The 14,367-nt window shown below is 73.8% G+C and carries 10 protein-coding genes; 4 read left to right on the top strand and 6 right to left on the bottom strand.

The window, feature by feature from the left end; translation table 11 throughout:
* Positions 1-90 precede the first annotated feature (90 nt).
* Positions 91-2,448, top strand: coding sequence for a malto-oligosyltrehalose synthase (treY, locus tag ABD366_RS29055; RefSeq protein ID WP_324769788.1), 2,358 nt, complete (start codon positions 91-93; stop codon positions 2,446-2,448).
* Positions 2,449-2,493: 45 nt separating this feature from the next.
* Here the strand turns inward: treY and ABD366_RS29060 are convergent, their stop codons facing one another.
* Positions 2,494-3,360 (bottom strand): cytochrome P450 family protein, encoded by an 867-nt coding sequence (locus ABD366_RS29060; protein WP_324769789.1) that lies wholly within the window; start codon positions 3,358-3,360, stop codon positions 2,494-2,496.
* A gap of 642 nt (positions 3,361-4,002) precedes the next feature.
* Here ABD366_RS29060 and ABD366_RS29065 point away from each other — a divergent pair.
* Positions 4,003-5,244, top strand: a complete 1,242-nt coding sequence (locus tag ABD366_RS29065) for a M14 family zinc carboxypeptidase (RefSeq protein WP_324769790.1) — start codon at positions 4,003-4,005, stop codon at positions 5,242-5,244.
* 51 nt (positions 5,245-5,295) lie between these two features.
* Here the strand turns inward: ABD366_RS29065 and ABD366_RS29070 are convergent, their stop codons facing one another.
* Complete coding sequence (locus ABD366_RS29070) at positions 5,296-5,847, bottom strand: FHA domain-containing protein (RefSeq protein ID WP_324769791.1); 552 nt, start codon at positions 5,845-5,847, stop codon at positions 5,296-5,298.
* Positions 5,848-6,123: 276 nt separating this feature from the next.
* On the opposite strand from ABD366_RS29070, the gene treZ reads away from it, so the two are divergent.
* On the top strand, positions 6,124-7,869 hold the full coding sequence (gene treZ / locus ABD366_RS29075; protein WP_324769792.1) for a malto-oligosyltrehalose trehalohydrolase: 1,746 nt from the start codon (positions 6,124-6,126) through the stop codon (positions 7,867-7,869).
* A 445-nt stretch (positions 7,870-8,314) separates the two neighbouring features.
* On the opposite strand, the gene ABD366_RS29080 is transcribed toward treZ, so the two are convergent.
* Together ABD366_RS29080 and ABD366_RS29085 are read right to left on the bottom strand one after the other, a co-directional pair.
* Positions 8,315-9,220, bottom strand: a complete 906-nt coding sequence (locus tag ABD366_RS29080; RefSeq protein ID WP_324768786.1) for an aminoglycoside phosphotransferase family protein — start codon at positions 9,218-9,220, stop codon at positions 8,315-8,317.
* A gap of 6 nt (positions 9,221-9,226) precedes the next feature.
* Positions 9,227-10,354, bottom strand: coding sequence for an aminopeptidase P family protein (locus ABD366_RS29085; protein WP_324768788.1), 1,128 nt, complete (start codon positions 10,352-10,354; stop codon positions 9,227-9,229).
* 295 nt (positions 10,355-10,649) lie between these two features.
* Here ABD366_RS29085 and ABD366_RS29090 point away from each other — a divergent pair, with 295 nt between their 5' ends.
* Positions 10,650-11,402 (top strand): metallophosphoesterase, encoded by a 753-nt coding sequence (locus tag ABD366_RS29090; RefSeq protein WP_324768789.1) that lies wholly within the window; start codon positions 10,650-10,652, stop codon positions 11,400-11,402.
* A 7-nt stretch (positions 11,403-11,409) separates the two neighbouring features.
* On the opposite strand, the gene ABD366_RS29095 is transcribed toward ABD366_RS29090, so the two are convergent.
* Together ABD366_RS29095 and phsA are read right to left on the bottom strand one after the other, a co-directional pair.
* A complete protein-coding gene (locus ABD366_RS29095; RefSeq protein WP_324768791.1) occupies positions 11,410-11,922 on the bottom strand; it encodes a PDZ domain-containing protein in 513 nt (170 codons plus the stop codon).
* A 472-nt stretch (positions 11,923-12,394) separates the two neighbouring features.
* Positions 12,395-14,260 (bottom strand): O-aminophenol oxidase PhsA, encoded by a 1,866-nt coding sequence (phsA, locus tag ABD366_RS29100; protein ID WP_324768799.1) that lies wholly within the window; start codon positions 14,258-14,260, stop codon positions 12,395-12,397.
* Between the last annotated feature and the right edge of the window lie 107 nt (positions 14,261-14,367).

A 14,367-nucleotide genomic window follows, 5' to 3' on the forward strand; every position in this document is an offset into this window, starting at 1 on the left:
CGCGCGACGGGGTGGGCGCGGGCGGCGCGCGGCGCGCCGCCCGCGGGCGGTGAGCGCACGAACGGCGGCCGTGGGGGTAAGTAGATGCGCATGACGCCTCAGCACCCGACGGCCACCTACCGGCTCCAGCTGCAACCCGATCTCGGTTTCGCGGCGGCCGTGGCCGCCGTCCCGTATCTGGCCTCTCTGGGCATCTCCCATCTGCATCTGTCGCCGGTCCTTGAGGCCGTGCCCGGATCGACGCACGGCTACGACGTGGTGGACTGCGCGCGCGTGCGCGGCGAACTCGGCGGCGAGGACGGACTGCGGGCGCTCGCCGGCACGGCCCACGAACACGGCCTGGGTCTCGTCGTGGACATCGTGCCCAACCACATGGCCGCGGCCGTCCGGTACAACCGTCCGCTGTACGAAGTGCTGCGAGACGGACCGACGTCCCCGTATGCGCGCTGGTTCGACATCGACTGGCAGGCGCAGGACGGCCGGGTCCTGCTGCCCGTCCTGGGTGGACACCTCGGGGACGAACTTCCCCACATGAAGGTGGAAGGGGAGGTACTGCGCTACTACGAGCACGAGTTCCCCCTGCGCGAGGGCACCCGTACGCTGCCGCTGCCCCAGCTCCTGGACGCCCAGTGGTACCGCCTGGCCTGGTGGCGGCTGGCCCGGACGGAGCTGAACTACCGGCGCTTCTTCACCATCTCCGACCTGATCGGGGTGCGCATGGAGGATCCCGGGGTCTTCGACGCCACCCACGCGACCGTGCTGCGCCTGATGCGCGAGGGCGTCGTCGACGGCCTGCGCGTCGACCACCCCGACGGGCTCGCCGACCCCGGCGCCTACCTGCAACGGCTGAGCGACGCGACGGGCGGCCGGTGGACCGTCGTCGAGAAGATCCTGGAGGACGACGAACAGCTGCCCGCCGCCTGGCCGGTGGCCGGCACCACCGGGTACGACGCGCTGCGGCACATCGACGGCCTGTTCACCGACCCGGCCGGGGCGGACGAACTCCTCGGCCTGTTCCGCCGGTTCACGAATGTCGCGGCCGACCGGGGCGGCCAGTGGGCGGCGACCGCCCGCCGCGCCGCCCACCGCGTCGTCACGTACGAGCTGGCCACCGAGGTGGACCGGCTGACGCGCGAGGCGGCCGCGTTGTGCGCCCTGGCGCCCGAGCTGCGCGACCACGCCCCCTGGGCGCTGCGCACGGCCCTGCGCGAGCTGCTGGTGCGCGTACCGGTGTACCGGCCGTACACGACGGGCGGCGCCGATCCTGAGACGGTCCTGACGGCCTCGGACGCGGCCGACGCGAAAGCCGCGTTCACCGTGCCCGAGGAGGCCCGCGCCGTCGACGCCGTACGGGATCTGGCGCTCGGCCGGCACGGTGACGGGCCCCTGCACGTGGCGTTCCGGGCGCGGTTCGCCCAGACCGCGTCGGCGCTGCGGGCCAAATCGGTCGAGGACACGGCGTTCTACCGGCACACACCGCTCCTGTCGGCCCTGGAGGTGGGCGGCTGCCCCCGCAGCCCGGCCATCCCGGCCGGGGCGTTCCACGCGTACTGCGCGCGGGTCCAGCGGGACTGGCCGTACACGTCGACGGTTCTGTCGACGCACGACACGAAGCGCAGCGCCGACGTACGGGCGGGGGTCGCGGTCCTCACGCAGTGCCCCGACCGGTGGGAGACCCTGCTGGCCAGGGTCACGGAGCGGACCGCGCACGGCGGCGGCACGAGCTCCCCCGACCCGCAGCTGGCGTGGGCGGCCTGGCAGACGGTGGCGGGGCTCGGTCCCGCGGATCCGGAGCGGCTGCAGGGCGCGCTGCTCAAGCACGCGCGCGAGGCGGGCCTGTTCACGACGTGGACGGAGCAGGACGCCGCCTATGAGAGCGCGGTACGGGACTTCGTGGCATCCGGTCCGTGCGGCCCGCCCGGGGACGAGGTACTGCGCTTCATGGAAGTTCTCGCGCCGCATGTACGGGCGAACATCCTGGGTGCGGCCCTGATCCATCTCACGATGCCGGGCGTACCGGACCTCTATCAGGGCACCGAGCACGCATTCCGCGCCCTGGTGGACCCCGACAACCGGGCGCCCGCGCGCTTCGACACCGAGGAGCGCGGCCCGCTCTCCGCGGAGAAGGCGGCGCTCACCAGGGCGGCCCTGCGCCTCCGGAGGGAGCACCCCGAGTGGTTCGGTGGCGCGGCGACCTATGCGCCGCTGGCCGCCGCGGGCACGGCCGAGGGGCACTGCGTGGCCTTCGCGCGCTCGGGCCGGGTGGTCGTGGCGGTGACCCGGCTGTCCCTGCGGCTCGCCGAGGCGGGCGGCTGGCGGGAGACGGAGCTCGCGCTCCCCGAGGGCGACTGGACCGAACTGCTGGCGCCGGGGCGGCAGTTCAGCGGCCACGCGCGCGTGGCGGACCTTTTCCAGCAGCTGCCGGTGGCGTTGCTCGTCCGCGCCTAGGTCGTGCGCGGCCGGTGCGGGGACAGTTCAAAGAAAGACAGGCTCTCACCGCAGACGTACGTGGAGGGCGGCGGGAGAGCGGGTGAGCAGCCCTTCGGGGACGGGCCGGAAGCCCGGCGCCCAGGCGAGTCCGGGCAGGGCGTCCAGCAGGGCACGCAGGCCGTGCACGGCGGTGACGCGGGCGAGGTCGACGCCGAGCCCGTGCCACTGGCCCGTGTCGAGGACCTGCGGGCCGGGTGCAGGCCCGCAGGAGCCCGCCCGGCCGGGCGCCGCGCGGAAGAGGTCGTAGCGGTCGGGGTCGGCGAACCGTCCGGCGTCCCGGCCCGCCGAGCCGACCAGGCACGCCACGGTGGCGCCCGCCGGCACCGTGCCGCCTCCCACCACGACGGGTACGCGTGCCCGGCGCAGCACGATGTGCGCGGCCGGGGCGTGGCGCCGTGACTCGGCCCAGGCGGCGTCGGCCAGTGCGGGCGCGGCCCGGACCAGCGCGAGCTGGGCGGGGTGGTCCAGGAGGTTGGCGAGGAGCGAGGCGAGGGCCCGGTCGGTGGCTTCGCCGGCGCCTGTGAGCAGGTCCGCCACGAGGGCGGTGACCGTCTCCTCGGGCAGCGGCCGCCCGTCGGCCCGCGCGGCGCACAGCACCGACAGGAGGTCGTCCCGCGGGTGCGCGCGACGGCGCACGACGTGCGGGCGCAGGAAGGCGGCCAGTACGGCGTCGGGGCGGTCCGGGCCGGTCCGGCACCGGTCGGTGACGCGGGCGGTGTCCTCGTGGGGCAGGCCGAGCGCCGCGACCACCGCGGCGGCGGGCAGCCAGTGGCAGAACTCCGTGACCAGCTCGGCCTCGCGTCGCCCGGCGAGGCGACGGGCCAGCACGTAGGCCGTGCGCTCCGCGCCCGCCTTCAATGCGGCCCTCACGCGCCCTTGTACCTCCCTGGAGGCGAGCGCAGGGTGTGCGGTGGGTCCGGCCCCCTCCGGGTGCGCTGCCAGGCGTGGATCGGACAGAGCCGTCTGCACGTCCACGTAGCGGCTCAGCAGCCATGCGCCGAAGGGCTCGTCATGGAGGAGGGGGTGTTTGTCACGCAGAGTCCGGTACAGCGGGTACGGATCGCGGGCGACGTCCGGGGCCGCGAGGCTCCGCGGCGCGGAAGCCCGGCGCGTGGGTGCGTTCGGCGCGCTGGGGCGGGAGACCGGTCCGGATGGGCACAGCACCGCGGAACTCCGCTCTGGGCCGGTGCGCGCACGGGTCGCTGCGCGCGGCTCTTCCCAGGGCACCACCGGCGGCTCCGGCGCGCAGTCCCGGTACGGCCGGACGGGTGACCCGCGGCGCCGGGCCGTGCCGCCGTGCCCGCCGGGGCGGATCCGGCCCGTCCCCGGCGGGCACGGACGTGGCACCCTGCATCCATGCACGCTTCACACGGTCCGAAGTGGCCGATGAGCCGTTGCCCCGGCGTCGCGGGGCGTAGCCTGCACCGGCGATGAGCCGCCACACATGCCTTCTTGACAGGTGCGGCCGGGCGTGGGGTACTGCGGGTGCTGACGCCGGGAGCACCAACGGGGGTGAGTCATCTGACGGAGCAGCGATACCCCACCTCGGCCGAACTGGCCCAGTCAGCGCGGGAGCTGGCGACTCACAGACCTGACCTGTGCCGTCTACGCCAGGTCGGTACGTCGCGCGCGGGACGGCCCCTGCATCTTCTGTCCGTCGGGCACGACCGGCGGACCGTCCTCGTCGTCGCGGGCGCGCACGCCAACGAGCCGACGGGCGGCTTGACCGCGCTCAGTCTCGCCGAACGAGCCCTGCTCGAGCCCGGGTTGAGATCCGACAGATCGTGGCACTTCTTGCTGTGCGCCGATCCGGACGGCGCCTCGCTGCACCGCACACCCGCTCCGCGCACCCTGCTCGACTACCACCGGCACTTCTTCCGCCCCGCGGGCCCCGAGCAGCCCGAGTGGTCGCCGTCGGTGCTCCCCCCGGACCGCCTGCCGCCCGAGACGACGACCCTGACCGGCGTCATCGACGATCTGCGGCCCTACCTCCAGGTGTCGCTGCACGGCACCGAACTGGGCGGCAGCTGGGTGCAGTTGACCCGGGACATACCGGGACTCGCGGAGCCGTTCGCCAAATCGGCGGCCGAACTGCACATACCGGTGGAGACGGGCGCCTCGGACGCGGCGGGCTGGCCGACGTCCGGGCCCGGGGTGCATGTGATGCCCGATCCCGACGTGCAGGCCGCGTTCCCGAGCCTGCCCGACGACGCCCGGCACTCCACCTGGCACCATGCTCATCGCTACGGCGGCTCCACGGCCATCGTCGAGGTGCCGATGTGGGCCAGTGACCTGGTCGACGACCCGGCGCCGCACCCGGCGCCCGAGCGCGCCCTGCGGCGCATCTCGGCGCGGCTGAGCCGGGACACCCGGCTCGTCGAGGTGATCCTCGTCGAGGCCCTGCCCCGCCTGCCCGACACCACGGGGCCGCTGCTGCGGGCGGCACGCTGGGCGCTGAGCCTCGTACCGGGCCTGGCCGACGACTGGGTCCAGCCGCCGCCCCCGGACGCGACGATGGCGTACGTGGGCAGCATCGACGCGTTCGCCCGGCGCCTGCCGCTGCGGGCCGCGGCGATGCTCCTGCGGGTCCTGGAGGAGGCCGGGGATCCGGCCACGCCGCGCCTCGACGCCCTCGTCACCCGCTGGTGCGAGGTGTACGCGGACCGGTTCGGGGCGCGCTGGGTGCCGGTGGCCCATCAGATCGAGCATCAGGCACGGACGACGATCGCGGCAGCCCGGTTCGCGCAGGGCTGATCGCGCGGACGCCACGCGGCGGCAGCCGCCCGAACGGGGCGCCGCCGGCGGTCAGTCGGCGGACAGCCGGAAGGTCATGTGGCCGAAGCCGACCTGGTCGCCGTCCTGTACGACGGCGACCCCGATCACCCTGCGTCCGTTCACGGACGTCCCGTTGGTGGAGCCGAGGTCGCGCAGCACCCACAGGCCGCCCTGGCGGCTCAGCTCGGCGTGCACCCGCGAGACCGAGTCGTGGCTCAGACGCAGCCCGTTGGCCGGGTCGCGGCCGATGCGCAGCGGGTAGGGGTTGTTCTGCGAGGGCAGCAGCAGCTTCGGCAGCCGCTCGACGGTCCAGGCCCTGCGCAGCCGCACGGTGAAGCCGGAGACCGCGCCCACAGCCCCGAGCACCGCACGCGACCAGCGGTTCTCCGGGCGCAGATCGGCGGTCAGCGCGTCGAGTTCGACGGAGCTGCGGGCGGCGAACGCCAGCTCCATGCGGCGCACGAACGTGTCGTGCGAGAGCCGCCCCAGCGCGGCGCCGTCCTTGAGCACCTTCAGCGCACGGTCCCGCTCGGCGTCGGACAGCCGCGCGGGGTGCGTGTGGTGTTCGAAAGAGGACGTCACGTCTGTGATTGTCGGTCAGCGCGGCCGGGGTGTCCAGAAAACGCGGCGCGGTCCGCCCGCGCTCGCTGCTACGTTCGGCCGGCCGCGATCTGGCACGGCCCGTGGCGGCAGGGTGAGTTGTGCGGCGACCCGTGGTTCGACCGGCCGGACCGCCGTAACCGACCGCACAAAATGCGGACCCAGTAGTCGCGATTTCCCGGCGGAACGATCACGCCTGACGCACCATGGACGCGTCGTCACTGTCGGCAGACACCCGACTACGAGGGGGAACCGTCCGTGCAATTCGAGGTGTGGGCACCACAGGCAGAACAGGTCGCGCTCCATTGCGACGGCGCCACGCGCGCGTTGGAGCGGGACAGCGACCGGGCCGGCTGGTGGTCGGGGCAGGCCGACGCCCGGGACGGCTCACGCTACGGGTTCTCGCTCGACGGCGGCCCCGTGCTGCCCGACCCGCGCTCGCGCCGCCAGCCCGACGGGCCCGACGGCCTGAGCGCGGTCGTCGACCACGACCGGCACGCGTGGCACGGTGACTGGGCGGGGCGGGAGCTGCCGGGGGCCGTCCTCTACGAGCTGCACGTGGGCACGTACACGAAGGAGGGCACGCTCGACGCCGCCGCCGAGCGCCTCGGCCATCTGGCCGCCCTCGGCGTCACCCATGTCGAGCTGATGCCGCTGTGTCCCGTCCCCGGCCGGTACGGCTGGGGATACGACGGGGTCAGCCTGTGGGCCGTGCACGAGCCGTACGGCGGCCCCGCGGCGCTGAAGCGTTTCGTCGACGCGGCGCACGCACTCGGTCTCGGCGTCGTGCTCGACGTGGTGCACAACCATCTGGGCCCGTCCGGCAACTATCTGGCCGCGTTCGGCCCGTACTTCACGGACACGCACCACACGCCGTGGGGCAGCGCCGTGAACCTCGACGCGCCCGGCTCGGACGAGACGCGCGCCTATCTGCTCGGCAGTGCGCTGGCCTGGCTGCGCGACTACCGCGTCGACGGTCTGCGCCTCGACGCGATCCACGAGCTGCACGACGGGCGTGCCCTGCCCTTCCTGGAGGAGCTGTCGTCGGCCGTGGACGAGCTCGCGGGCCGGCTCGGCCGCCCGCTGTTCCTCATCGGCGAGTCCGACCTCGGCGACCCGCGCGTCATCACACCCCGCGCGGAGGGCGGCCTCGGACTACACGCGCAGTGGAACGACGACGTCCATCACGCCGTGCACGCCGCGGTCTCCGGTGAACAGGACGGTTACTACGCCGACTTCGCGCGCGAGCCGCTGGCCGCCGTCGCCAAGACGCTGACGCACGGCTTCTTCCACGACGGTACGTACTCCTCGTTCCGGGGCCGCCACCACGGCCGCCCCGTGGACCGGGCCCGCACCCCCGGGCACCGCCTGCTCGCCTACACGCAGACCCACGATCAGGTCGGCAACCGCGCGCAGGGCGACCGGCTCGCCGCCACCGTCTCCCCCGGCCTGCTTGCGTGCGCGGCGACCCTGGTCCTGACGAGTCCGTTCACGCCGATGCTCTTCATGGGCGAGGAGTGGGCGGCGAGCACGCCCTGGCAGTACTTCACGGACCACACCGACCCGGAGCTCGCGGAAGCCGTACGCAAGGGCAGGCGGCGGGAGTTCGCGGCGCACGGCTGGGCCGAGAAGGACATCCCCGACCCCCAGGATCCCGCCACGCGCGAGCGGTCCTGCCTCGACTGGTCCGAGCGCGAAACGGGCGTCCACGCGCGCGTGCTGGCCTGGTACCGCGACCTGATCGCCCTGCGGCGCACCCGTACGGATCTCCGGGACCCGGATCTGGCGGCGGTCAAGGTCGCCTACGACGAGGAGGCCCGCTGGATCGCCTATCGGCGGGGTGACCTGCGCGTGGCGGTGAACCTGTCGGCGCGGCCGGTGTCGATCCCGCTGGGCCGGCCGGTGGCGCAAGTGCTTGCCGCGTGGGAGCCGGTGGGTCTGCCGGGCGCGGACGGGGCCCTGACGGTCCCCCCCGAATCCAGCGTGATCGCTGTCGCTCCTTAGCGGGTGTGGATGCCTGGGCGTTGGCGGCCTCGGGCCCGGGGCGGGGCGGGCGCGGGCCCCGGGGGGCGCGTGGGTGGCTGCGGGCCCGGGGGGTGCGTGAGCGGGCGCGGGCCCGGTGGCGTACGTGAGCGGGCGCGGGCCCGGTGGGGGCTGGTCGCGCAGTTCCCCGCGCCCCTGAGAGGCGCACTGCGTGCGCCGTCTTCAGGGCCGCGCCCAGCGCGCCCTCCTGGGGCTGCGGCGAAGCCGCATGCTCCAGGGGCGCGAGGAACTGCGCGAGAAGCCCCACCGGCCCGCAGCCGAAAAACCCCCTAGGGGCGCGGGGAACTGCGCGACCAACCCCCACCGACCCACAGCCGAAAGAACCCCCCAGGGGCGCGGGGAACTGCGCGGCCGACCCCCACCGGCCCGCGCCCAGGCACGAAACACCCCCGGCGGGACCCGCCCGTCACCCCTCCGACACAAGCTCCAGCAGAATCGGCTCCCAGGCCCGCTCCAACTGCACCCGCAGCAACCCGGGGGGCCCCGCATCCACCCCCTGAAGCCGCGCAGCAAGCCGCACAAGCGCGTCGCAGCGGGCCAGCCACAACCCCCGTAGACAGACCCGGGGCCCGTACCCGGCCAGCGTCGCGGACCGCACGGCCGCCCGCGCCCCGACCGCGATGGCGAGCCCGGCGATGTCCTCGGCCGGGTCACCGACCACCGCGTCGGTCCAGTCGAGGACCCCGCGCACGCGGCCGTCCCGCTCGACGGTCAGGTGCTCGCCCTTGAGGTCGTAGTGGACGAGCACGGCCTCACCCTGCGGGCCGAGCTGGGCGACGGCCCGGGGCGTCAGCTGTTCCAGCCGTGCCGCCTCGAACTCGTCGTCCGTGTCGAGCCCCCGGGCGGCGGCAGCGGCCTCCCGCCGCAGCTTGTCCAGGGGGCGCGGCGCCACCTTCGGCACGCCGAGCGGCATGGCCCGGGCGGGCGGCACCGCGTGCAGGCCGGTGAGCAGCCCCGCGAGGTCCTCCTCACCGGCGGCGGTGACGTCGCGGACCTCCGCGGACTCGCCGGGCAGCCGGGTGTCGAGGGTGTAGGCGAGGCCGGGCGCCCACTCCCCCGCCGCGACGGACGCGGGTACGGCGACAGGCACGTAGGAACGCACGAGGTCGCGCAGGCGCAGCTCGCGGCGCAGGCGCCGGGTGAACTCCCCGTCGGGGGCGAGGCGCAGCACGTGCCGGGCCCCTACCCACCAGGTGGAGTGCTCGCCGCCCTCGGCGACGGGGCGCAGCTCGGCGCCGCCGCCGTCCGGGAGCAGGGTCCCCAGAAGGCGGCGCACCGTTTCGGCGGTGGGTTGCTCCGGCGTCGGCGGCATGGTCGCTCAGCCCACGATCGCCAGGTCCCGCGCGGTGGAGTTGAGGCGCCGGCCGCCGTCCTCGGTGACGGTGACGATGTCCTCGATGCGGACGCCGAAACGGCCGGGGAGGTAGATGCCGGGCTCGACCGAGAAGCACATGCCGGGGACCAGGGGCTGCTCCTCGCCCTCGATCATGTAGGGCGGTTCGTGGGTGGTGACGCCGATGCCGTGGCCTGTGCGGTGGATGAAGTACTCGCCGTACCCGGCGTCGGTGATGATCTTGCGGGCGACGCGGTCGACGTCCTGGCAGGCGATGCCGGGCCGGACGGCGTCGCAGGCCGCGGTCTGTGCCTCGCGCACGATGTCGTGGACGCGCCGCTCCTCGTCGGTGGGTTCGCCGACGTGCACGGTGCGGGAGGTGTCGGAGCCGTAGCCGTGCTTGAGGCCGCCGAAGTCGAGGACGACCATGTCACCGTCCTGGACGACGCGGTCGTCCGGCGAGTGGTGCGGGTCTGCGCCGTTGGGACCGGAGCAGACGAGGGTGAAGTCGACCTGCTCGTGACCGAACTGCCGCAGCAGGTCGGCGAGTTCGCGGGCGATGTCCTTCTCCTTGCGCCCGCCGAAGGTGACCTTCTTGATCTCCTCGTACGTGGCGTCGGCGGCGGCACCTGCGGCGGCGAGGCGCTCCAGTTCGGCGGCGTCCTTGACGCCGCGCAGCATCGGCAGGGCCTCGGTCAGCGAGACGTACGAGGTGTCGGGCAGCGTGTGCTGGAGGCCCAGCAGGTGCATGGCCCAGGCGTTGTCGCTGACGCCGAACCGGCCCGAGACGTCGAGGAGCGGAGCGGTGAGCTCGTACGGGTTCCTGCCGTCGGTCCAGTCGCGCAGGGTCATCGCGCTCGCGCCCGCGGACTTGGCGGCGTCCGGCGCTTCCAGGGCGGGCACGACGAGGGTCGGCTCCTGGCCGGCGGCGAGCACCAGGAGGGTGAGCCGCTCGGTGTCGGCCGGCACCTGGTACCCGGTGAGCCACACCAGGTCGGGCCCCGGCGCGACGAGCAGCCCCGCGAGCCCGGCGTCGGCCGCGGAGCGTGCGGCGCGGTCCATACGGGCCTTGTAGTCGTCGGCGGTGAAGGGCGCGGGTGTGCCGGTCGTCATGGCCTGGCCTCCGGAACGTAGGGACGAGAGCGTAGAGAACGTGGCGGCGAGAACGTAGCGACAAGATCCTCAGGACGTGATCGTAAGGACAAGCGGGACATGGGGTCCACGGCAGCATCCTGCCCGGCTGTATGCGACGGCGCGAGTCCGCCCACCGGCCGTCGCCCCTTCCGTGGGGCACAGCGATTAACGGTTCGGCATTGCTGAAGCATTAGAGCTAATGGTTAGATCTGCCCAATACGTTAGGCAGTCCGGCGGCGTCATCCTCAGGCCGCCTCCTGGAAGGGCTCACCCCATGCTTGTGCTGGCCCAGATCAGCGATCTCCATCTGGACGGGACCCCGCGCGCCACCGAGCGGGCCCGGCGCGTCCTCGACCATCTGCGGGCGCTGCCGGGGCCGCTGGACGCGCTCCTGGTCACCGGTGACATCGCGGACCACGGCGCCGAGTCGGAGTACGAGGAGGCGGCCGGGCTGCTCGGCCTGCACGACCCGGCGGCCCCGTTCCCCGTCCTGACCTGCCCCGGAAACCACGACAGCCGGATCCCGTACCGCAAGGCCCTGCTGCGCGAGCCCGCCGCCGACGGCCCGGTCAACCGGGCGCACCGGGTGGGGGGCGCGGCCGTGCTCATGTGCGACTCCAGCATCCCCGGCGCGGACGAGGGTGCCCTCGACGAGGAGACGTACGCCTGGATCGAGGAGGAGCTCGACGCGCTCGACGGGGAGACGCCCGTCCTGATCGCCTTCCACCATCCGCCGCTGGCGGTGCACCATCCGCTTCCCGACCGCTATCAGCTGGCTCAACCCCGTTCGTTCGCTGCCCTGTTGGGGCGCCGGCCGGAGATCGTCGCGGTGATCACGGGCCATGCGCACACCCCGGCCGCGACGACGTTCGCCGGGCGGCCGCTGCTCGTGGGGCCCGGCGTGACGTGGACGCTGCGGCTGCCCTGGGAGGGCGAGGGGACCGCGGACCGGGATGCGCCGGCCGGGCTCGCTTTCCATGTACTGGACGACGAGCGACGGTTGACGACGCACTTCCGTACGGTCTGAGCCGCGATCACGTCACCACACCCGGCGTGACCGCCAACTGCTGCACTGTACCGTTGGCATGACGGATCGTCATGAGCAGGCGGTGTCCCGGGCGGGCGTCCGACACCAGGGCCGCGAGCTCGCCCGCCGAGCCGACGCGCGCCGCGCCGAGTCCCGTCAGGACGTCCCCGCGCACCAGCCCGGCCGCGTACCCGGGCCCGGGCGCATGCACGGCGACGACGAGCGCGCCGGGCCCCCTGGACGCGTCGACCACCTCCACGCCGAGGCTGGCGCGCACGGCGGCCGGAGCCGCGGGCCGCCGCACCGACGCCGATGCCGATGCCGATGCCGAAGCCTGGGCGGCCGAAGCCGGTACAGGTGCCGCCTTGTTCGTGGGCCGCGCTGGCGGTTTCGTGGCGGCTCCGGCCGTCGCCTGCTGCCGCAACTCGGCCAGTCTGCTCATGCCGATGACCGTGGCGCCGACGGTGCCCAGGCCCACCCCGGCCAGCACCAGGACCAGTGCGCAGACCAGTCCGGACACCAGGCCGATCAGACGGCGGCCGCGACGCCGCGCGGCGTGCGGGCGACGGGCGGACCGTGGGTCCCGACCGGACTTCCCGGGCTCGCTCCCCGGCCCTTCCGGCCCACCCGGTACGTCCTGCGCGTCCGCGGCGTACGGCCTGCCCGACCTGCCCGTCCTGCCCCACCTCCCCGGTCGGCCCGGTGCGCCCGGGACATCCGGTGTGCCCGGCATGGACCTGGCTCGCAACGCAGTCTGTTCCATCGCTCGCCGCCTCCGGCCCGTGGGTGTTCCTACCGGCCACAGCCCTACCCGCCCCGCTCTCCCGCGACGGGCCACGAACGAGTGAGAGTGCCGGGGACCGCTCGAATAACCCGGTATCCGCGCAGGTCACCGGGGTGGTGCCCCGGCGGGCGCCGCCGCGAACTCAGCCGCGGGACCGCGCAGCGCGCCCGTATGGCCGAGTCCGGTGCGGTGCGACGGTCCGACGGCGCTACGCCGCGTGACCGCCGTGCTCTCCGTGACCGCCGCCGTGCCCGGCCCCGTGGTCGAACTTCAGGGCCTCCTTCGGCATCACCACGAACGGGCGCATCATGCCCATGTCCTCGTGTTCGAGGAGGTGGCAGTGGTACATGAAGCGGCCGTACGCCCCGTCGAACTTGCCCATGACGCGCAGCATCTGTCCGGGCAGGGCGCGGAACACGTCCTTGTGGCCCTGCTCGTTGGGCGGCAGCGGGACCGGGGTGTCCGGGTCGTGGGTGACCGGCGCGACCGTGCCGCCGACCGTCACGTCGAAGCCGGAGGCGTCGTACGTGTCGCGGCCGAGGATCTGGAAGTCGGCCAGGTGGATGTGCATGGGGTGCACGACCGGCGGGTTCACCGCGAGGTTGAGGAAGCTCCACTGCTCGTGGCTGCCTTCGGCGATGGTGAAGCCGAGCCCGTCGTTGAACGTCCGGGAGGTCCGGCGGTAGGTCTTCAACTCGTTCTTGTCGTTGACGAGTTGGATAACGCCGTCCGCGGGGAGCTGAACCCCCGCGGCGTCCTCGACCTCCACCATCTCCCACATCTCCGGGTGACCGCCGCCGCCCTTGGTCGCGGGCGGCGTCAGCACGATGAGCCGGTGCCCGTGCTCGATGTCGTGCGTCAGCTTCCGGAAGGAGCCGGAGAGCACCTCGGGCAGCGTGAAGGAGTCGGACACGCAGTCCTCGCCCACGCGGAACTCCAGCACATGCGGGTAGGGCACGTTGCCCGGCACGTCCGGCACGCCCGGCGCCTGGTTCGGCCCCTTGTTGACCAGGCGCACCCGCCGCCCGGCGAGCGCCCCGAAGTCGATGAGCAGGTCCATCCGCTCGGCCGGGGCGACCGTGAGCGCCGGCAGCGCCTCGTCGAAGTCGACCGGCACGGGGCGCGGCAGAAGCCCGCCGTCGCTGCCGATCTGGTGCAGCGCACCCGGCACCGGCTGATCGTCCTCGTCGACCAGGACCAGATCGAAGATCCGGGCGTTCGACGCGTTGACGAGACGGAACCGGTGCCAGGCCGCGTCGACCGACGCGTACGGCCAGATCCGGCCGTTGACCGTGGTGTACGGGCCGGTGAACGGCAGCGACACGGGTTTGCCGGTCTCCGCGTTCGCCGGGTCGACGACGACCGTCTTGTGCAGCAGCCGGCCGTTCAGCGCGCCGTCGGCGTCCGTGTCCAGGTTCCGGTCGGCGAGGAGCAGCGGTATCTCCCTTTCACCACACGGGAGTTGCAGCGCATCCTCCTCGTCGTCGCGGATCAGGTACGTGCCGTAGAGGCCGGTGTGCACGTTCCACCGGGTGATGTTCATGGCGTGGTCGTGGTACCACCACTGCACGGCCTGGTGGTCGTTCGGGTACTCGGCGAGCTGGGCGTCGCCGAACCCCACGGCGTTGTCCGCCCAGCCGTCGTTGCCGCCGCCGGTCTGCGCTCCGTGCAGATGCGTCACGGACCAGGCGGGCAGGGCGGCGACGTCCGCGATGGGCGCCACGCCGTCGCGGCCCGGCCGGGTGCTCGGGCTCGGCGCCCCGATCGGCACCTCCACCGCCGTGACCGGGTACTCGCTGCCCTTCGGGATGCGGTTCGTCCAGGCGATCCGGACCCGCTGCCCGCGCCGCACCTCGATGGTGGGGCCCGGCACGCAGCCGTCGTAGCCCCACATGAGGGTCGGCGGGAGCTGCGGGTGCAGCCGCTGCCACGTGGGCCGCAGCGCGATCTCCGTCTCCGTGCGGACGTCACCGGTCTCCGGCCGCAGCAGCGGCGGAACGGTCAACGGCGCTACGTACGGCACCAGTTCGCCCGAGCCGGCACCGGCCCGGCCCCGGCTCCCTCCGGCCGACAAGGTCGATGAGGTCGGTGCGGTAGGTGCGGTCGTGGTGTGTGCGATGGTCTCCGTCAAGGTAAGAACACCCCCGTGTGTTCTCGTCATGTCCCCGTAGGTGCGGCCGG

Source organism: Streptomyces kunmingensis, assembly GCF_039533535.1.
Classification (GTDB): domain Bacteria; phylum Actinomycetota; class Actinomycetes; order Streptomycetales; family Streptomycetaceae; genus Streptomyces; species Streptomyces kunmingensis.

What these genes read in the sequence shown, in the direction of transcription:
- treY (WP_324769788.1), top strand. Translation starts at nt 91, where the DNA reads ATGACGCCTCAGCACCCGACGGCCACCTACCGGCTCCAGCTGCAACCC.
- ABD366_RS29085 (WP_324768788.1), bottom strand. Translation starts at nt 10,354, where the DNA reads ATGACGACCGGCACACCCGCGCCCTTCACCGCCGACGACTACAAGGCC.
- ABD366_RS29080 (WP_324768786.1), bottom strand. Translation starts at nt 9,220, where the DNA reads ATGCCGCCGACGCCGGAGCAACCCACCGCCGAAACGGTGCGCCGCCTT.
- ABD366_RS29090 (WP_324768789.1), top strand. Translation starts at nt 10,650, where the DNA reads ATGCTTGTGCTGGCCCAGATCAGCGATCTCCATCTGGACGGGACCCCG.